Here is an 18,869-nt window from a genome sequence, read left to right as displayed (position 1 = left end):
CGTTGTAAAGATAAGAAATTATCTGTATTGCTAAAATCCAAAGCTGGAATCAACTATCCAATTCTCTAGAGGCGAATAGATCGAGAAAAGACATTTCTTAATATTACAGAGCGAAGCACGAATAATTTAGTTAGGCTGGTCCTGTTTTGAACGTATACAACAGGATGTGCCGTGTGAAGCCCCTAGCGACAAACCCAAGATTCGCCATTGTCTTAGCTGTTTTTTATACACTATCAATGGTTCTTGCGGCCAAAGTAACTTACCTGATGATTTTCTCCCATGAATTCCTGGCCAGCGAAGGCCGCAAACGAACAACGCGAATGATTGAAACGATCCCCGTTCGCGGGACTATATTCGACAGATTCAGTCAGCCGCTGGCAGTTTCCACACCGGTGAGCACCTTGTGGGTAAACCCTAAACAGTTTGACCCAACAAATCAGCAAGCAGCCTTACTCAAAGAACATCTTGACATCAATGAATCACTAACAAAAAACCTAACACTAAACACTCAAAACAAATCCTTTGCCTATTTGGCCAGAAGGATTGATCCCCAGCTGGCGAACACGATAATGGAACTATCTATTCCTGGCGTTTATGAACACCAGGAATACAAGAGATACTACCCTCAATCCTCGATGCTTGCTCAGTCAATAGGCTTCACCAATATTGACCAGAAAGGTATCGAAGGTATCGAATTAATGTATAACCATAAACTTTCTGGCCTGCCTGGCATAGAAGAGCACACGTTAAACCTACACAAGCGAGCCACTCGTGAAATCGTTGTGCACAAACCCTTTACTCCGGGAGACAATCTGCATTTGACGATTGACTCTACACTTCAACATTACGTTGAAAAAGCACTACTGAAAGCCCTCATGAAAAATGCAGCCAAGTCTGCAAGTGCGATCCTTATACACGCTAAAACAGGTGAGATACTAGCACTCTCTACAATGCCCTCTTTCAATCCCAATGCACGCAAAAGCTTCAACGCGGAGCTTATTCGAAATCGCGTTTTCACTGATGTGTATGAGCCCGGCTCAGTGATAAAACCATTCAGTATGGCAGCCGTTCTGACGGCTAAAATAATTGACAAAGACGCCATTATTCAAATAGCACCAGGATTCGTAAAGATAAATGGATATACCATCAGGGATGTAGGCAGAGACAGCCAATTGGATTTGGCGGGAATTATCCGCCGCTCTTCAAATGTTGGCATGAGCAAGGTCGCGATTCCGACAGGTGGAGCAGTCATCTCGCAATTGCTTACTGAGTTGGGATTCGGAATCAACACAGCTATCTACTTCCCCGGGGAAAGCGTCGGGACGGTTCCCGTCAACCGGGTGTGGTCCGACATTGCTACAGCGAGCCTCTCATACGGATACAGCTTGTCTGTCAACTTGGCACAACTGGCTCAAGCCTATACCGTCTTTGCGAATGACGGGAATCTAGTTCCACTATCAATAATCAAAGGCGAGGCAAAGCCGTCACGCAACGTCATAAGTCCGGAGGTCGCCAACAGTGTTCTGAGCATGATGGTGCAGGCCGTGGATGGCCCTGGAGCAGGTGGAAAGCGCGCAGCCATCGACGGTTATACAATTGCAGGCAAAAGCGGCACGTCACGCAAGGCATCCAGCGGCGGATATCAAAACAATAAATATAGAGCCATGTTCGTAGGTATCGCTCCGGCCAACGCGCCGGAATTCATAATGGCCGTAATCGTAGATGAACCCACTGCCGGAGGCTATTTCGGGGGCGCTATTGCTGCACCGATTTTTAAGGAGGTCCTTGAAGACGCTCTTCGGATCAGAAATATTCCGAGTGATGAGCGTCGTTCCACTCGCGCCACGCCTGGGCGTGCGGGGGCCCCATCGCCCGCGATGTTTACGACGCCTATACACTCGCAGCCACCATTGCGAGCCCATATACCCGCGACGGGTTGAACGCTCAGTCTGAACTGGGCAGTAAGCTGGGTTCCCAATGATGAGTTGGATGTGGGCCAGCTTTCCGAGTGCAACTCAATGATCATTGCTAGGGAGCCATTTCTCGCAGCAACGCGGCTCGCGATGAAACGGCAACAGCCCCTAGAGCTGAAAGCGCGAGATGTTCTCTCGCAATGTCACGCTGGTGCGTGCCAATCCTTCGCTTTCCTGCTGAGCGCTGCGGAAGGCTGCAGCGGATTGCTCGGCGCTTTCGCTGACGGTCACGATGCCCCGGCTGATCTGCTCGGCAACGGTACTCTGCTGCTCGGCGGCAGCGGCGATTTGGTGGTTCATGCCGTTGATCCGCTCGATCATGGTGACGATCGTGCTTACCGCGTCACCGGCCTCGGAAACGCCGGACACCGACTGCGCACTGGAGTGCTTGCAGCGTTGCATATGCTGCGAGGTCTCATCGGCAATTTTCTGCAGACTGGCGATCAGCCCCTCAATCTCTGAGGTGGCCTTCTGGGTACGCTGTGCCAGGCTGCGCACCTCGTCGGCGACTACCGCGAAGCCGCGTCCGGCCTCGCCAGCACGGGCAGCCTCGATGGCAGCGTTGAGCGCCAGCAGGTTGGTCTGGTCGGCCACCGACTTGATCACTTCAAGCACGCCGCCGATATTGCCGGTTTCATTCTTCAGCCGACCCATGGCCATATTGGACTGTTCGATTGTCTCGGCCAGTTCGCCGATCATGTTCACGGCATCTTTGGCCTTCTGCTGGCTGTACAGGGCCGCGCTATCGGCCTCGCTGGCGGCACTGGCGGCGGATTCGGCATTGCGCGCGACATCCTGCACGGTGGCGGCCATTTGGTGAACGGCGGTGACGATCTGCTCGACTTCGCACTGTGCCACAGCCACGCTTTCGGCGTTTCTCAGGCTCGATTGGCTAAGCTCCTGGCTGGATTCGGCCACGGTTTGTGAGGACAGGTTTATGCCCTTGGTCATGTCCCGCAGGTTCTCTTGCATGCTCAGCAAGGCGGCCATGATGCTGGCTTGTGGTGGCTCAATCGTGCGCTCGCTAGCGCGCAAATCGCCCTGGGCAACCCGTTGGGCGAGCTGGTTGAGTTCACTCGGTTCGGCACCCAGCGCGCGCAGCAGGTTGCGGCTGATGACGTAGCCCAGTACCGCAGCTAGCAAGACGGCCAGCGCCGTAATGGCGAGCAGCAGGTTGCGTTGTGACAGATAGTTTGCGTCATTTTCGCTGACCTGCAGGTCTGCCTTCTGGTTGGTGTAGCGCAGGTATTCGCCAATTGCCCGGGTCAGCTCGGCCAGCAATGGTGTGCACTGCTCGCTGACCATGCGCATGGCCTCATCGTTTTCACCCTTGAACAGGTGTTCGGCAATGGTGTGCGCTACCGGTTTGTAGCGGCTCTCGACCTGCTCGATGGTTGAGAACAGCTCACGTGATCTGGGCGACACATCATCATGGCTATCAATTGCCTGGCGTAGCGCGGCGAGGCTGCTGGCCACCGTTTGTTCGTTAAGGGCAATCGCGCCCCGCTGCTGTCCTCTCGCAGTGACATTGCTGTTCAAGGCGATGTTACGCAGGGCAATCGCGCGCTGGGCGGCGGCGTCGTTCAGTGTGTTGGCCAGGCGGGTACGTGCATCAACCCCATTAACGTAGAGAAAAAAATCCTTATTGCTGTTAGCCAGGGCGTACAGCGAGATGGCGGCGATCAGCAACATAAACGCGACCAGGCTGGCATAGCCGGCATAGAGACTGGTGCGTGTAGAGAACCGGAGAGTGTGCGATGGCATGATGTACCTGCGTAATGAGAGGAGCAATTAAGGGACACCTGCAAGGGTATGTATTCGCCCCTGGTCCGCATCCTGCGCAGGTATTCTTTTGTTCATCGGCAACGAGTAGCGGCGTTGTTTCCTGGCCAGCGATACTTGTACAAGAATTTATTCCTGTACAACTCTTGTACAGATATATTTGGATGATGTCGTCATGACATCACTCAATCCCGATGAACGGTTAGTCACCTCCGGTTTCTGACAGGCGCGAGAAATAGAGGCCGGGCTGACTGTCGCCAACGTCAGCGATAGCTCGAAAGCGCTCCTTTCTCTGACAACATCGCCCTAGCCCGCGCTCAACCCCCACAACACATCCAGCACATGCTGCGTCGGCCGCTCGACGTCCCCACCACGGTGGGCAATACCCAGTTGACGCCACAATAAAGGCTGTAATGGCCGCATGACGATCCGGGTATCGGGCAATGGTGTGGAGGCTTCATGGGGCAACAACGTCGCGCCGTAACCGGCCGCCACCAGGCTTTTGATCGCATCGTTGTAGTTCAGTTGAATACGCGGCATGGGCTGGCATCCATCACTGGCGAACCACTCCGAGGTCAAGCGCGAAAGCCGAGTAGTGTTGTCATTCAGAATCAATGGCTGAGCGGCCAGCCAACCAGGGCTCACAACATCCGGGCATTCCCAGCGTGCCGGCAAGAAAGCCATGACCGGGTCCCGCCGCCATGGTTCGATCCGCAATGCCTTCACCGGGGTCTGTGGCAGCGCGACCAGACCGATCTCCAAAGAGCCCTCGGCAAGCTTCTTCAAGGTTTCCTGCGACGTGAGCACCGCGACCTGCACATCGATAGCGGGATGGCGTTGGCTCAAGGTCTCCAACGCTTGCGGCAACAACTGCGCGATAGCCCCTGTGGAGGCACCCAGCCGCACACACCCGGCCAAGCCCTGCACCTGACGCTCCACATCCTCAAGCGCCTGCTCGGCATCCGCCAACAGGCGCCGCGCGCGGCCCACCAGGGTTCCTCCAATCGCCGTAGGCTGCACGCGCCCACGCGTGCGCGACAACAGCTTGCCGCCAACCCGCGACTCCAGGTCGGCGATATGCAAACTCACCGTGGGGGGCGCCAGGTGTAGCGCACGGGCCGCCTCGGCAAACGAACCCAGGTCGGCAATGGCCACCAACGTGCGCAGACGGTCTAGGCTGATTTCGCGCATGGTTACTCACCCTTCAGAAAAACTGAATTTCATCGTTTGGAAATTCAACTTTTCCTATCTTAACCCCGCACTGAAGATTGGAACTCCTGATTTCCTATGTCCGAGAGCATTCCATGGCAAGCCCCCTTGTATTCATCGACGGCGACCAAGGCACCACCGGGTTGCAAATCCATCAACGTCTACGCGACCGGACCGATCTGCGGCTCATCACGCTCAGCCCCGAACACCGCAAGGACCCGCAACGTCGCGCCGAAATCATCAACGCCTGCGACATCGCGATTCTCTGCTTGCCCGACCAAGCCGCACGCGACGCCGTAGCGAGCATCGAAAACCCCGCCGTTCGGGTGATCGATGCGAGTTCGGCGCACCGCACTCATCCAGACTGGACCTATGGTTTTGCGGAGATGAACTCACAGCAGGCCCAGCACATCGCCCTGGCGCGGCGGGTCAGCAACCCCGGTTGCTATCCCACGGGAGCGATAGGGTTGCTGCGCCCATTGCTGGAGGCCGGGTTGCTGCCCAGGGACTTCCCGACGAACATTCATGCGGTGTCGGGCTATTCCGGAAAAGGCCGCGTCGGCGTGCAAGAGCATGAGGGAGAAGGCGCGTCACAGGCGCCGTCGTTTCAGGTTTATGGCCTGGGGCTGGCACACAAACATATTCCGGAAATTCAGCAGCAAAGCGGTCTGACGGAACGGCCGATGTTTGTGCCGGCCTATGGGGCTTTTCGTCAGGGGATCGTGCTGACCATACCGTTGCAACTTCGGTTGTTGGCGCCGGGCGTGGATGCGCTGCGGTTGCATGCGTGCCTTATGCAGCACTACATCGGTGCGGAGCATGTACAGGTGATGTCGATGCAAGAGTCTAAAGAGTTGACGCACCTTGATCCTCAGGCGCTTAACGGGACGGACAGATTGCGCTTGGTGGTGTGTGAAAATGATGAGACGGGGCAGGTTTTGTTGGCTGCGGTGTTTGACAATCTTGGGAAGGGAGCCGCTGGAGCGGCGGTGCAGAATCTGGACTTGATGGTTGCAGGAAGCCGTTTGCAATCCAGTCGGGCTCGGGGTTAAACGGTCGTCCACGGCAGGCAGCAATCGGCCAAACTCAGCCGTTCACTGCCTATTGCGGCCATTGCTCAAGCAATATCGAGACGAATTTTTCCGCCGCTGGCGAAAGTGATGATCCGCGGCGGTAGACCAAGCCCAAAGAGCGGTTCACAACCGGTTCGATCAACGGGACGCTGACCAAGGTGGGATGATCTTCCGCCGGCATGGACAGGCTCGGCATCGCCGAAACCCCCAGACCGGCCTCCACCAGGCCCAGAGAAGTGGAGAGATGCTGCACTTCGTAGAACCATTGCGGCCGCCAACTCAACCCAGAAAGGGCATGATCGAGCAGCATGCGGTTCCCGCTCAGGCGCCCTACCCCAATAAGACGGTAATCGCTCAGTTCAGACCAAGTGACCGCACTGCGCCCAGCCAATTCATGATCGCGCCGGCACGCCAGTACAAAAGGTTCGCTGACCAATGGCACGAACTCAATGTCCGGATGCTGCCCACTCATCATGTTGATACCGAAGTCGGCCTCCCCCCGCAGTACCGCTTCAAGCCCCTCATTGGCACTCAAATCCAGCAGACGGATCCGGATTTTTGGGTAGCGCTCGTTGTACAGCCGAATGACTGAAGGCAAGAAATAGAATGCGGCAGTTGGGATACACGCCAGGGTTACCCGGCCAATCTGGCGCTCGGCCAGTTCACGGATATTGAGAATCGACTCATCGAAGTCATCCAGCAACCGACGCGCCTTTGGAAGAAAGTCACGGCCGACGCTCGTGAGGCTGACCTTGCGTGTGGTGCGATCCAGTAAAGAGGTGCCCAACCCCTCCTCCAGTTTTTTTATCCGCCGACTGAGTGCAGGTTGAGACAGATGCAAGGCATCAGCTGCTTCGTGAAAACTGCCAAGTTCGGCAATTTTAACGAAAGATCGAATGTCGTTCAGCTCATAGTCCATGTCTTATCTCATCAGCAGCAGGCACCAGAAGAACACCCAGCGTAAATTTATCGTTCGCAAAACGCAATAATCTCTTCAATCTTTGCATTTGATAGATTTTTTAAAGCTTGAGACTCTTGCCCCAAGAACATCAATTGCGTCGATTGATTAACAAGAGTCAGCATCATGCAAAGAATTCCCTGTGTGCTTATGCGCGGTGGCACCTCTAAAGGCCCGGTTTTTCTTGACTGGGACTTACCGGCAGCCATTGAGGCCCGTGACGAACTGCTGCTCAACCTGATGGGCTCCGGCCACGAGCTGGAGATCGACGGAATCGGCGGGGGCAGCCCGCAAACCAGCAAGGTGGCGATTGTCAGCCCTTCGCTGCACCCGGACGCAGACGTTGACTACCTGTTCGTTCAAGTGATGGTTTCGCAACGCCGGGTCGACAGCGCGCCCAACTGCGGCAACATGCTGTGCGCCGTCGGCCCGTTCGCCATCGAACAGGGCCTGGTCAAAGGCACACCGGGCCGCACCCGTGTGCGCATTCGCAACGTAAACACAGGGACCTTTATCAACGCTGACGTGTACACACCGGATGCCAAGGTCAGTTACGAGGGCGACACCGCCATCGATGGTGTGCCGGGTACGGCAGCGCCGGTGCAACTGACGTTCCTCGATGCGGCTGGCAGCAAGACCGGCAAACTTTTCCCTACCGGCAATAAACAAGACTTGATCGACGGCATTGCAGTGACTTGCATTGATATGGCCATGCCCATGGTGCTGATCGAGGCCAGTCAACTGGGCAAGCGTGGCGATGAAAGCCCGGCAGCACTGGACGCCGATAAAGACTTCCTGCGGCGCCTTGAGTCATTGCGGCTTAAGGCAGGCCTGGCCATGGGCCTGGGTGATGTCAGCGACAAAGTGATTCCAAAGCCGGTGCTGGTCTCGCCCGCCAAAGCCGGCGGTACGATCCAGGTTCGCTATTTCATGCCACATAACTGCCACCGCGCTCTGGCCATTACCGGCTCGATTGGGTTGGCCACCGCGTGCGTGATAGAGGGCAGCATCGTCGCGCAGATGCTCGGCGGGATCAGTACGCCGCGCCTTGAAGCGGTGCGTATCGAACATCCGAGCGGCGGGATTGATGTCGTATTGTCCTACACCGGTGTCAACGATGAGACAATTCAAGCGTCCGTAGTACGCACTGCGCGCAGGCTTTTCTCTGGTTATGTCTACGCCACAAACGCTCAACGCCTGGCCGGGTAATTCCGGTGGTCGTTGGAGCTTTTGCATCCGCACAATTCTAAAAATGGGTGATGCCATGAAAGTTGTTAAATCGCTCTACTTCCAGGTTCTCTGCGCCGTGGTGCTGGGCATCATGGTTGGGCATTTCTGGGCTCAGCAGGCCATCGCGCTCAAACCACTGGGTGATGCGTTCATCAAGCTCATCAAAATGATGATTGCTCCCGTGGTGTTCTGCACCATCGTCACCGGCATCGCCGGGATGAGCGACAAACGCTCGCTCGGCCGCCTGCTCAGCAAAACCATGCTGCTGTTTTTCGGCCTCACGGTGATCAGCCTGGTGATCGGCCTGGTGGCGGTGTACGTGTTCCAGCCGGGTGCCGGCATGAACATCGATCCCAGCCAACTGAGCACCAAGGGCTTGGCCCAGTACACGGAGTCGGCTGCGAAGCTTGGGGTTGTGGAGTTTTTCATGCACATCATCCCGGACACTTTTATCGGTGCCTTCAGTAAAGGGGAAGTACTGCCGGTGCTGTTTATCGCGGTGTTGTCCGGCTTCGCCCTGTCATCCCTGGGCGAGCGCGGCAAGCCAGTACTCGACGTGCTCGAATCGGCTTCGCAGATGGTGTTCAAGATCTTCGCTTACCTGATGCGTTTTGCTCCGATCGGCGCCTTTGGCGCCTTGGCGTTCACCGTCGGCCAGTACGGCATCACTTCGCTGGGTTCGCTGGCGAAACTGATCATGACCTTGTACATCGCCTGCGGCTTCTTCGTGTTCGTCGTATTGGGCAGTATTTGCCGGGCCAACGGTTTCAGCCTGTGGAAACTGCTGCGCTACTTGCGCGAGGAGTTTCTGGTGGTACTCGGCACCTCTTCCACAGAACCCGTCATGCCGCGCATGTTGGAGAAACTCGAAGCACTGGGTTGCAAAAAAGGCGTCGTGGGCCTGGTACTGCCCACAGGCTACTCGTTCAACTTGGACGGCACGGCCATCTACCTGTCATTGGCGGCGATTTTCATTGCCCAGGCCTGCAACATTGACCTGAGCTTTACGCAAATCATCACCATGCTGGCGATCATGCTGCTGTCCTCCAAAGGCGCGGCCGGCGTGACCGGCAGCGGGTTCGTGGCACTGGCCTCGACCCTGACGGTCATTCACGACATCCCGTTGGCCGGGCTGGCGTTGCTGATCGGCGTTGACCGCTTCATGTCTGAAGCGCGGGCCCTGACCAGCCTGGCCAGTAACGCGGTCGCGACCGTGGTGATTTCGATGTCTGAAAATGCCTGCCACCGCGAAACGCTGACGCGGATGCTCGACGCAAAACCCGATGAGGCAACAGCCTGGGAAGACCTGAAGGTCGCCAAACGCGTCTAGCGCAAACCGCAAACACCTGACTTGACAGCCCCCTCCCCGCCAGGCGCCATTGTGCCGCCCGGCGGGTCAGGGCTCGTGCGCCTCGGCGTCAGCCATTCTTACGATAACAACAAGAGAATCGTCCTATGCTCGCTTTCCTTGGCTTGGCCATGGTGGTCGTATTCACCTTCCTCATCATGACCAAGCGCTTGTCGCCAATCGTCGCGCTCACCGTGGTGCCTATCGTCTTCGCCGTGATTGGCGGTTTCGGCGGCACCACCGGCAAAATGATGCTCGACGGCCTGAAAATGGTTGCACCGTCTGCCGCGTTGCTGCTGTTTGCCATCCTGTTCTTTGGCCTGATGATCGACGCGGGGTTGTTCGACCCGCTGATCCGCAAGATCCTCAAGCGCGTCAATGGCGACCCGATGAAAATCGCAGTGGGCACGGCCCTGCTGTCCTTGCTGGTCGCGCTCGACGGCGACGGCACCACCACCTACATGATTACCTGTGCGGCGATGTTGCCGCTGTATAAACGCATCGGCATGAACCCGATGATCCTGGCGACCATCGCCATGCTGTCGTTGAGCATCATGAGCGGCATGACCCCTTGGGGCGGCCCCGCGACACGGGCCATCGCCGCGCTGGGCCTGGATGCAGGGGAATACTTCGTGCCGTTGCTGCCGACCATGATCGGCGGCGCCATGTGGGTAGTCTTCACCGCCTTCCTGCTGGGGCGAGCCGAGCGCAAGCGTATCGGCAACGTGCAACTGCAAAGCGGTGGCGGCGATTGCTACATCAACGCGATTCTTGAGGACACCCCTCACAAGCGTCCGAAGCTGGCCTACGTCAACCTGGTGCTGGTGATTGCGGTGATGGTCGCCCTGGTGCTGGGCCTGATGCATTCGGCGATCCTGTTCCTGATCGGCTTTGTGCTCGCGCTGATGATCAACTATCCGCAATTGGACATTCAGAAAGAACGCATCCTGGCGCACTCGGGCAATGCCATGACGGTGGTGCTGCTGGTATTTGCCGCAGGGATCTTTGCCGGGATTTTTTCCGGCACCAAGATGGTCGACGCCCTGGCGCAGACCCTGGTCGACTGGATCCCGCCGTCCTGGGGCCACCTGTTCCCACTGGTGGTTGCGATCACCAGCATGCCGCTGACCTTCGTGCTGTCCAATGACGCCTACTATTTTGGCGTGGTACCGATCCTGGCCAATGCCGCCGCGGCATACGGCATCGACCCGGTGGAAATCGCGCGGGCCTCGATCCTCGGGCAACCGGTGCACCTGATGAGCCCACTGGTCGCCTCAACCCTGTTGCTGGTGGGCATGGTCGACCGTGACATCGGCGACTTCCAGAAAGCCACCGTCAAATGGGCAGTGCTGACCTCCCTGGTCGTTACCGCCCTGGCCTTGCTGACTGGGGCCATCAGCCTGTTTACCTGATTCATCTTCCTGCTGCCGTTCAACGCGCCTCGCTCACGGGGCGCGTGCTGCCCTGCACCCCGAATAACAACAATGAGACGTTTGCCATGAACCTTATGTATTCCCGTCGGGCCCTTTTTTGCGCGTTCGGCCTGGTCCCCCTCGCCGGTGCCAATGCCGAAGGCTTTATTGACGACAGCAAACTCAAGCTGCAACTGCGCAATGTGTATTTCAACGAGAACTTTCGCGATGAGCACGGCATGAGCGCACGCGCCGCGAGAACGGCCAAAAGCGAGCGCACCGAGTGGGCCCAGGGATTCCTGCTGGACTACCAGTCCGGGTTCACCGCCGGCACCCTCGGCCTGGGCATGGATGCCCTGGGGCTCTATGGCGTGAAACTCGACTCAGGCCGCGGGCGCAGCGGCACGGGGCTTCTGCCGGTTCACGATGACGGCCGCGCAGCCGGTGAATTTGCCAGTGCCGGTGCCACCGCAAAAGCCAGGTTCGCCAAAACCATCGTCAAGTACGGCACCTTGCTGCCCAAGACGCCGGTGCTGATTTACAACGACGCACGCTTGCTGCCCCAGACCTACCAGGGCACCCAGGTCAGCAGCAACGACATCGAGAACCTGACCGTCACCGGTGGGCACCTGGACCGTTTCAAATTACGCGACTCCACCGACAGCGTACCGATCGTGCCGGATGGCTACAGCGGCGAAAAATCAGGGGATTTCAACTACGCCGGTGCTGAATACAAATGGGGCAAGAACACCCGGCTGAGCTATTTCTACGGTGAACTGGAAAACTTTTACCGACAGAATTTCGCCGGCATCCAGCACGACCTGCCGTTGGCCGGAGGCGTGCTGACCGGCGACCTGCGTTACTTCAACAGCGTTGATGGCGGCTCGGCCTACGCCGGAAAAATCGACAATGACATGCTCAGCGGCCAATTGTCCTACGCGATCGCAGGCCATACGTTCGGCGGCGGCTACCAGACCCTGCGCGGCGATGCCGGTTTGCCTTACATCAGCGGCGCCACCGTGTACTCGTTCAGCAACGCCGGTATCGGCAAGTTCATCGAGGAAGATGAGAACACCTGGATGCTCAACTACGGCTACAACTTCGCCGCCGCTGGCGTGCCGGGCCTGACCTTCTCCACGCGCTACCTGAGCGGCAATGACGGCAAGTCCACGAGCACGGTCAAGGAATGGGAGCGTGACGCCGAGCTGGCCTATGTTGTGCAAACCGGCACGTTCAAGGGCCTGGGCATGCGCATGCGCAACTACGTCTACCGCTCCGAGTTCTCCCGGGGCCGTGACAGCAACCGCCTCTACCTCACCTACGACATCGCACTCTGGTAGGTCGTTGGGCATTCGTCTTTGCCAAAAACGGAGCTTCCCGACCGGCCACAAGCATTTTATCGCCTGTGGCTGCGGAAACCGTCGTAGTTACGGTGCTACGTCAGCGCCGGACAGCTGGGTGATCAGTGCCACCGTAAGGTAAAGCCTCGGAGCAATGCTCGACAGCTCGATGTATTCGTCATCGGCGTGCAATCCGGCACCGACGACACCCATCGTCTCCAGCACAGCCGGTTTCGCGCTCCCTGGCATGTATGCGTAGCCCGCATCGGTGCCAAAGCGCATGGCGATAGGCTCAATGTTGCGGCCTATTTTTTTGTAAAGCGCTTGTGCGGCTTTCGCCAGTTGTTCGGAGCCCGGATTCTTGGCCAGCGGTGGGCGACCCTTTTCCAGGCGCAATGTCACTTCAGTGCCATCGATGAGTTTATTCGCAGCGATGCGTTGGGCGTCGGCGAGTACGCGGTCAGTTTCACTCAGATCGGCATAACGCATATCTGCCTCGGCCGAGGCGCTGGAAGGAATGATGTTGCGTTTCTCTCCGCCTTTTATCAACGTCCAGTTGACCGTGGTGCCTTTGGCCGGATCGCCAAGGTCCTTGAGTTGCAACATCTGGTGCGCGAGTTCCATGGCCGCGTTGTGCCCGGCTTCAGGGGCAGAACCAGCATGCGAAGACTTGCCCTTCACGTCGAGAAACACGCCGTTTATGCCGTTGGTAGCGACGGTTACCGCGTCCCTGTCCGGTGGCTCGTACGAGAACACATAGTCCTGCTTGCGAGCGAGCTCGGCGATGATTTTTTTCGAACCCGCAGAGCCGGTTTCTTCATCGGGATTGAACAGCACTGTTAGGGTGCCGAAATCCTTGAACTTCTGATCCTGCAGTATCTGCAATGAATGCAGAATCATCGCGACGCCACCTTTGGCGTCAGCAACACCGGGACCGTAGGCGCGCTCGCCGTCGAGCTTGAACGGGCGTTTCGCCGCTGTACCTGGCCCGAACACCGTGTCGTAGTGGACCATCAGCAGAAAGTTCTTGCTGCCAGTGCCTTTGAGCGTGCCCACGATGTTGTCGCCCGCGGAGGGGATCGCAGGTGTCGTGGTGACTTCAGCACCCAACCCCTTGAGCCGCTCAACTAACATCGCGCTGACAGTTTTCAGGCCGAGCCCATGGCCGGTTCCGGTATCAATGTCCACCAGCTCTTTGACGGTGGCAAGATAGGCTTTTTGTTCGGCCTCGGCTTTTTTCAGCAACTGGGGGGCCAAATCCGTAGCGAACGCGGTACAGGATAAGAATGAACACGCGAGCGCGGCGGCGATGGATGAACGTCGGATAAGCATGCTGTCTCCTTCAGATCATTGCTAATTGAAGCCCCATCTTTACCCCATAAATTTCGTCAACGCCACCTATCGCTGCGGGCGTTCACGCAGGCAATGCTGGTTACCAGCAATATAGTTTGTCTATGAATGCCAACACAGAATTGACCCACCTCCCTATCGGTACTAATCCATTAAGGGCAATGGTTTTCGAGGCGGCAGACCGGGTCAGCAATATTTCGGCAACTGGGTCAATTCGACTTCGGTGCCAACACGAAGTCGACTTTTTCAACAGAATCGGCCAAGAGCCGACAATGCTCCAGCCGGTCTCACCCCTTGCTCAGATCAACCAACGGCGTCTGCCGCACCTCAGTCTCCCGCCCATCCTGAATCTCGCTCACCCGCTTCAAGGCCTTATCCACCGCCACCTTATCCGCCAACAAGCTGTAGCTGATGCGGAACTGCTTGTGTTCCTTGGGCCCAATTGTCGGTACCAGGTTCAGTGGCCGCTGATAACGGCGGTTGTAGGAAAAACTTGTCCCCGGCTCCAGCCCCGTGACATAGCCCTGGCCTTGGGTATCGGTGTTTTTCCACAGGGAAAACACGGGCAGTGTCTGGGTGTTGAAGCCGACCGAAACGCCCAGGCTGCCGGCCTTGTTGTGCAACACGGTCAACGTGTCGCCCTTGGCATCGGCATACGGCACCACGTTGTAAACCGTTTCGTCGTAGTCCCTGGTCGGTGCGCGGTAGGTTTGCCAGTCGGGCAGATCGCCCTTGGCCTTGTCGTTGAACGGCGACACCTGTTTCACCGGCGCGGCAAAACGGGCGCCCTGCTCCAGGAACGGGGTGCTGAAGTTGCTGTGATACAGCGCCTGGTATTCCTTCGGATAGTCGCCGTTGTTAGTCAGGGTGTCGTTGAGGGTGAACACGACGCTGCCGGGTTCGGTGACCAGTTCGGTCGCGACCGAGAAATCGACCTTCTTGAACGCCTGCTCTTTCAGTTCGCCACGTAGGGTGATGGCGTACGGTGGTTTTTCATCGATATGCAGGGTGACTTTGTTCGCAGGAATGTTGGCGGCCCGACCGTGCAGGGTCAGCAGTTCGCCGTTGTCGATGCCTGGGTGGCCGACCCATTCGAATCCGCAGCGGGTGACCAGCTCATTGAAACCTTCCAACCAGCCCAGACCACCGCGGCCATTGAGCTCGATGAAGGACGGATTGACCACTTCCTTGACCGGCGAATCCCAGCCCATGCGCACATTGCCCACCGAGGCCTGCAAGACGTTCATTCCGCGAGTCGGCACTACCGAGAGTTTCAGCGTGCCGTTATCGATTTCGACGATGCTGACGCCCTCCTGCCGACCGCCGTGCAGGGTGCGCAGGGTAACGCTGAAGGGTTTGTCGGTTTTTAGTCCGAGTTGCTGACTGGTGATCTGCCAGTTCTGGGCAGCTTTGTCGGTGTCGAGCAGAACGTAATCCCAAGCCATGGCGTGGGAGGCAGCGGACAGTGCGCTGAGGGCAACAAAGAGTTTGAGCGGGGTCATGGCGGCAGCCTTTCTTGGAGTTGTGCCATTTTTATAAACTTGATGAAACGTTTCAGCAAGCTAAAAAATCGAACCAACTCCGACGAGGCTGGCAACGCAGCGGCCAGTGCAGTTTGAGATCACTGAGCAAACACGGTCAGCTCTCGTGGCCTGCATACCGCAGCCCCTCTATCCACTCTTCAATACACTCGTATCGGCAAAGGCTGGGTGAAGGCCCTAGGCCTTGATATAGATCCGTCCCCTTTTTCTTTTTTGCGGCGTTGTGAAAACGTCTGCTCAGGCCTGGCTGATATCCAGCAATCGAGGCATGGCAATCGCCAGATAATCCTGCGTATCGAGCACCATCGACGCATCCAGCCGCCCCGCGTTGAAGGCTATTTCAGCGTAGCCTGTGGTCAAGGCCGGATCGACGATCAATTGAATTCGCTCATCGAAGACAAAAGGAGGGATGGCGCCGATCCGGCACCCGGTCAGTTCCATGGCGGTTTCGGCCTTCACCAGCTCGGCTTTTTTGCCGCCCAGGGCCGCTCCGACTTTCTTCATGTCCAGCTTCTGGTCGCCCGGCAGTATCACCAGTGCATAGGGTCCGGCCTGCCCCTTGAGGGAGCAAAGCATGGCCTTCGCGCCCTGGCCGGGCTCGGTGCCACGGATTTCGGCGACGCGCGCCGACTGGCCCTCGGCATCGTGCATCAACACCCGGTAGGAGGCTGAGCGGGCATCGAGTAGTGCCACGAGGCGATCGAACATGGGATGCATGGAGTTTTCCTCTGGTTTACAGGAGCAGGTCGTAGGACAGTTTGCTGATCAGAATCACCAGCAACACCAGGAATAGAGCCCGGACAAAGGGCACGCCTTTATGAACCGCCAGCCAGGTGCCAGTGAGCGCGCCCAGAATGTTGAATGCCGCCATGGGGATTGCGATCAGGTAGAGCACGTTACCCGTCGGAATGAAGAACATCAGTGCCGCTACGTTGGTCGCGATGTTCACTAGCTTGGCCGATGCTGAGGCATGAAGAAAGTCGAAGGCGAAGCAGCGGATAAACAGGAAGATCAGGAAGCTGCCAGTGCCGGGACCGAACAGACCATCGTAGAAACCGATGGCACCGCCGATGACGATCGCCAGCAGTTTTTCCTTGGTACCGATACGCATGGGTTTGTGCAGGGCGCCGAAATCTTTTTTCCAGAAGGTGTAGATCGCCATCAGTACAATCAACACCAGCACCGCCGGCCGGATCATCGACTGGGGCACGAACGACACCGTGGCGGCTCCGAAGAAGGCCATGACAAAAGCCGCGCAGGCCGCGGGGATCACAAGACCCCAGTCAATCACCACCTTACGCACGAAGGACCGAGCCGCGAATGCCGTGCCGCAGGCGGCCGCAACCTTGTTGGTACCCAGCAGCGCCGCCGGTTGAGCGCTGGGTAGCACGTTGAACAGCGCGGGAATCTGGATCAGTCCGCCGCCGCCCACCGCCGCATCGATCAGGCCGGCGGCGAAGGCGAACACGCAAAGGATGACAATATCGACCATGAAATCAGGCTCTGACTATGTAGGGTTGATGAGGGTCCAGCGGCACCACGCGTGCCGGATCATTGACCCCGAAGACACGTAACATCCAGCGATCACGGCCGTCGTAACGGGGTGTAAAACCATCCCGGGCATGCAGGGTTTGCTGGTTTTTGAAGATCAGCATGTCCCCTGGTTGCAGCAGTATGTGGTGCACGACATCGGGATGATTGGCAGCGGCGGCGAACAGCTGGAGGGCAAACTGCGCATTGGCGCAGGTCGTTTCGACACTCGCTTTGTTGTAGCGGCAATACAGGCCATCGTTTGCGCTTCTGTACAGCAAGGGGACGTTTTCCAGCACATTCCCCTGTTTGCCGAAGGAGGCCGGTCGGCGAACGGTGAAGTTCGGTCGTGACAATTCTTCTTCGACGCAGGCCGGGAGAATGGCCAGCACCTCGTCAATTGCGACGATGCGCGTCGGCACGTCGAGCTCGCAGCGCAGGCCGGTCAGGGACAGGTACTCCGGACAGGCCGACAACTGCGAGACGGGTTCGCAGGTCAAAGGCAAGTGAGGGTTGTCGACATGCATGTCCAGATCCGCGCGCGAGCCATAGGAACTCTTTTCGGTCTCTCGCTTATGCTTGGGCGATACGTGACGGAACACTGTGTCGTTGCTCTCACCGTCGTACGCCAGCGGATGGGTTTGCAGAGTTTGCAGCACGGACAAAATAGCCCCGGCCAGCGTCGGCACGTTCTCGATACCCGGCTCCAGGTCATAGGGCGTGGCGGGCAGTTGCGGGTCCAGCGGCAGCCCCCTGATGATCATCGCCACTTCAGGCGCCTGTGGAAAATTGCGCAGCTGCTGGATTTTCTCGGTGCACAGGACACTTTCCAGCAACAGCCCCAGGACCGGCATGTGGCGGATACCCGAGGCGCTATCGGTCACGTCCAGCGATGCCAGACCGGCCTGAAGTGTGCGTTGTTCTTCGAGCGACAGATGAATTTGCGGTATCTCCCGTCGGGTCGACGTCACTGAATTTTGTTCCTGCCATTCATGAATTACTTCATCAACACCCGCTGCGGCTTTCCCGATTACTTCTTCCAGCTTCGACACGTCCTTGCGCTCCTGTTTGCCCCATCCTTGTGGGTTGAACGGGAAGGTTAACGGAAGGACCTTTTTTGTGTTGCAATGCCGCGTTGTGAAAAATGCAATGAGGTGGAGAGTGGCGTTGAATATGTTGGGGGAACTTGAAGCCTTCGCGACCGTGGCTCGCAAGCGCAGCTTCGTCGCCGCGGCACGGACTCTGGGGCGCTCCCCCAGCGCACTGACCCGTGCCGTTCAAGCCCTGGAGGAAAGTGTGGGGCTCAAGTTGTTCCATCGCTCGTCCAATGCCGTGACCTTGACCGAAGCGGGTGAATGCTTATTGCCCCACGCGCACAAAATGCTCGATCTGCAACGTGAGGTGGATGAAGACCTGGCCGGTCTCAGCGGCCTGGCCTCTGGCTGGATCCGTTTTTCCGCCCCCGAGGTTCTCGGACACGGGGTATTGCCCCGGTTGATCGCACAGTACTGCGAGCGTTATCCGGACGTTAACATCGATGTGATTTTCACCGATGAGATCATCGACCCGGCCAAGAGCAAGCTGGACTTCTCGATTCGCGGTGCCTTCCCACAATCCAGCGACTTGATCGGCTTTGCGCTCTGGAGTTACTCACGTTATCTGTATGCCAGCCCCGACTACCTGGAGCGCAACGGCATGCCCGACTCCATCGAGGCACTGGAGTCGCATTCGCTGATCCTGCATACGGCGCCACGGATTCTCAAGGAGTGGAATTTTCGCAGTGAAGAGCAGGCCATCAGCTTTCGGGTGCATCCAAAATTTCGTTTCAGCTCCGGCCTGGCGGTATTCCAGGCAGCCCTGGCGGGCGTCGGGATCGCCCGCTTGGCAGATTGGATGGCGGAGCCCGAAGTGGATGCGGGACGCCTGTTTCGGGTTTGTCCTGAGTACAAGCTCACCTCCAGCAACGGTGAGAGCCCACAGATGCACGCGGTGTACCCGGCCGGAAATTTGCCAATGCGGGTGAAGGCCTTGATGGAAATGATCCGCGGCTTAGGTGAAAGCCTCGAATGTAAACGCGGCTCAGCACTAATATGAGGTTACGGGGCGTTCAGCCGTGTCCGCTC

Annotated in this window: 15 protein-coding genes and 1 pseudogene; 8 read left to right on the top strand and 8 right to left on the bottom strand. The window is 57.7% G+C overall.

All coding sequences use genetic code 11. From position 1 onward, the window contains the following. The first annotated feature begins 173 nt into the window (after positions 1-173). Complete coding sequence (locus PSH73_RS12080) at positions 174-1,940, top strand: penicillin-binding protein 2 (RefSeq protein ID WP_305462585.1); 1,767 nt, start codon at positions 174-176, stop codon at positions 1,938-1,940. Between the two features lie 141 nt (positions 1,941-2,081). Here PSH73_RS12080 and PSH73_RS12075 read toward each other — a convergent pair whose 3' ends face one another. Further along, complete coding sequence (locus PSH73_RS12075) at positions 2,082-3,737, bottom strand: methyl-accepting chemotaxis protein (protein ID WP_120733016.1); 1,656 nt, start codon at positions 3,735-3,737, stop codon at positions 2,082-2,084. Between the two features lie 324 nt (positions 3,738-4,061). Beyond that, entirely contained in the window at positions 4,062-4,946 is an 885-nt protein-coding gene (locus tag PSH73_RS12070; RefSeq protein ID WP_305420391.1) for a LysR family transcriptional regulator, read from the bottom strand. A gap of 113 nt (positions 4,947-5,059) precedes the next feature. On the opposite strand from PSH73_RS12070, the gene argC reads away from it, so the two are divergent. Next, positions 5,060-6,016: an N-acetyl-gamma-glutamyl-phosphate reductase gene (argC, locus tag PSH73_RS12065; protein ID WP_198817387.1), complete on the top strand. Its 957-nt coding sequence runs from the start codon at positions 5,060-5,062 to the stop codon at positions 6,014-6,016. A 49-nt stretch (positions 6,017-6,065) separates the two neighbouring features. Here the strand turns inward: argC and PSH73_RS12060 are convergent, their stop codons facing one another. Further along, the gene (locus tag PSH73_RS12060; RefSeq protein ID WP_057438424.1) at positions 6,066-6,956 is read right to left on the bottom strand and encodes a LysR family transcriptional regulator; all 891 of its coding nucleotides are present in this window, start codon (positions 6,954-6,956) and stop codon (positions 6,066-6,068) included. A gap of 165 nt (positions 6,957-7,121) precedes the next feature. Here PSH73_RS12060 and PSH73_RS12055 point away from each other — a divergent pair, with 165 nt between their 5' ends. The 4 genes from PSH73_RS12055 (at position 7,122) to PSH73_RS12040 (ending at position 12,325) form a co-directional block, all read left to right on the top strand. After that, on the top strand, positions 7,122-8,204 hold the full coding sequence (locus PSH73_RS12055; RefSeq protein ID WP_305462583.1) for a 4-oxalomesaconate tautomerase: 1,083 nt from the start codon (positions 7,122-7,124) through the stop codon (positions 8,202-8,204). 43 nt (positions 8,205-8,247) lie between these two features. Further along, positions 8,248-9,555, top strand: a complete 1,308-nt coding sequence (locus PSH73_RS12050; protein WP_198817443.1) for a dicarboxylate/amino acid:cation symporter — start codon at positions 8,248-8,250, stop codon at positions 9,553-9,555. Positions 9,556-9,680: 125 nt separating this feature from the next. After that, the gene (locus PSH73_RS12045) at positions 9,681-10,985 is read left to right on the top strand and encodes a CitMHS family transporter (protein ID WP_057959717.1); all 1,305 of its coding nucleotides are present in this window, start codon (positions 9,681-9,683) and stop codon (positions 10,983-10,985) included. 86 nt (positions 10,986-11,071) lie between these two features. After that, on the top strand, positions 11,072-12,325 hold the full coding sequence (locus PSH73_RS12040; protein ID WP_305462581.1) for an OprD family porin: 1,254 nt from the start codon (positions 11,072-11,074) through the stop codon (positions 12,323-12,325). Positions 12,326-12,412: 87 nt separating this feature from the next. Here PSH73_RS12040 and PSH73_RS12035 read toward each other — a convergent pair whose 3' ends face one another. Continuing rightward, positions 12,413-13,657 (bottom strand): M20/M25/M40 family metallo-hydrolase, encoded by a 1,245-nt coding sequence (locus tag PSH73_RS12035; protein WP_198817389.1) that lies wholly within the window; start codon positions 13,655-13,657, stop codon positions 12,413-12,415. Positions 13,658-13,962: 305 nt separating this feature from the next. Further along, the gene (locus PSH73_RS12030; protein WP_128593674.1) at positions 13,963-15,177 is read right to left on the bottom strand and encodes an aldose 1-epimerase family protein; all 1,215 of its coding nucleotides are present in this window, start codon (positions 15,175-15,177) and stop codon (positions 13,963-13,965) included. Positions 15,178-15,271: 94 nt separating this feature from the next. Here PSH73_RS12030 and PSH73_RS12025 point away from each other — a divergent pair. Beyond that, positions 15,272-15,405: pseudogene (locus tag PSH73_RS12025) on the top strand (integrase); the annotation flags it as partial. Between the two features lie 48 nt (positions 15,406-15,453). Here the strand turns inward: PSH73_RS12025 and PSH73_RS12020 are convergent. Genes PSH73_RS12020 through PSH73_RS12010 form a run of 3 tightly spaced genes read right to left on the bottom strand, consistent with a single transcriptional unit; the run spans position 15,454 to position 17,798 of the window. Further along, a complete protein-coding gene (locus PSH73_RS12020) occupies positions 15,454-15,933 on the bottom strand; it encodes a YbaK/prolyl-tRNA synthetase associated domain-containing protein (RefSeq protein WP_016964635.1) in 480 nt (159 codons plus the stop codon). 16 nt (positions 15,934-15,949) lie between these two features. Continuing rightward, on the bottom strand, positions 15,950-16,708 hold the full coding sequence (locus PSH73_RS12015; protein WP_032859412.1) for a TSUP family transporter: 759 nt from the start codon (positions 16,706-16,708) through the stop codon (positions 15,950-15,952). Between the two features lie 4 nt (positions 16,709-16,712). Continuing rightward, positions 16,713-17,798, bottom strand: coding sequence for a TauD/TfdA family dioxygenase (locus tag PSH73_RS12010; RefSeq protein ID WP_057959720.1), 1,086 nt, complete (start codon positions 17,796-17,798; stop codon positions 16,713-16,715). A 109-nt stretch (positions 17,799-17,907) separates the two neighbouring features. On the opposite strand from PSH73_RS12010, the gene PSH73_RS12005 reads away from it, so the two are divergent. Further along, entirely contained in the window at positions 17,908-18,840 is a 933-nt protein-coding gene (locus PSH73_RS12005; RefSeq protein ID WP_057959721.1) for a LysR family transcriptional regulator, read from the top strand. Positions 18,841-18,869: the final 29 nt, after the last annotated feature.

Source organism: Pseudomonas sp. FP2294, assembly GCF_030687625.1.
Lineage (GTDB): Bacteria > Pseudomonadota > Gammaproteobacteria > Pseudomonadales > Pseudomonadaceae > Aquipseudomonas > Aquipseudomonas shahriarae.
This window is presented reverse-complemented; position numbering and strand designations above follow the sequence as displayed.

What these genes read in the sequence shown, in the direction of transcription:
- PSH73_RS12055 (WP_305462583.1), top strand. Translation starts at nt 7,122, where the DNA reads ATGCAAAGAATTCCCTGTGTGCTTATGCGCGGTGGCACCTCTAAAGGC.
- PSH73_RS12035 (WP_198817389.1), bottom strand. Translation starts at nt 13,657, where the DNA reads ATGCTTATCCGACGTTCATCCATCGCCGCCGCGCTCGCGTGTTCATTC.
- PSH73_RS12045 (WP_057959717.1), top strand. Translation starts at nt 9,681, where the DNA reads ATGCTCGCTTTCCTTGGCTTGGCCATGGTGGTCGTATTCACCTTCCTC.
- PSH73_RS12020 (WP_016964635.1), bottom strand. Translation starts at nt 15,933, where the DNA reads ATGCATCCCATGTTCGATCGCCTCGTGGCACTACTCGATGCCCGCTCA.
- PSH73_RS12060 (WP_057438424.1), bottom strand. Translation starts at nt 6,956, where the DNA reads ATGGACTATGAGCTGAACGACATTCGATCTTTCGTTAAAATTGCCGAA.
- PSH73_RS12030 (WP_128593674.1), bottom strand. Translation starts at nt 15,177, where the DNA reads ATGACCCCGCTCAAACTCTTTGTTGCCCTCAGCGCACTGTCCGCTGCC.
- PSH73_RS12050 (WP_198817443.1), top strand. Translation starts at nt 8,248, where the DNA reads ATGGGTGATGCCATGAAAGTTGTTAAATCGCTCTACTTCCAGGTTCTC.
- PSH73_RS12040 (WP_305462581.1), top strand. Translation starts at nt 11,072, where the DNA reads ATGAACCTTATGTATTCCCGTCGGGCCCTTTTTTGCGCGTTCGGCCTG.
- PSH73_RS12075 (WP_120733016.1), bottom strand. Translation starts at nt 3,737, where the DNA reads ATGCCATCGCACACTCTCCGGTTCTCTACACGCACCAGTCTCTATGCC.
- PSH73_RS12015 (WP_032859412.1), bottom strand. Translation starts at nt 16,708, where the DNA reads ATGGTCGATATTGTCATCCTTTGCGTGTTCGCCTTCGCCGCCGGCCTG.
- argC (WP_198817387.1), top strand. Translation starts at nt 5,060, where the DNA reads ATGGCAAGCCCCCTTGTATTCATCGACGGCGACCAAGGCACCACCGGG.
- PSH73_RS12070 (WP_305420391.1), bottom strand. Translation starts at nt 4,946, where the DNA reads ATGCGCGAAATCAGCCTAGACCGTCTGCGCACGTTGGTGGCCATTGCC.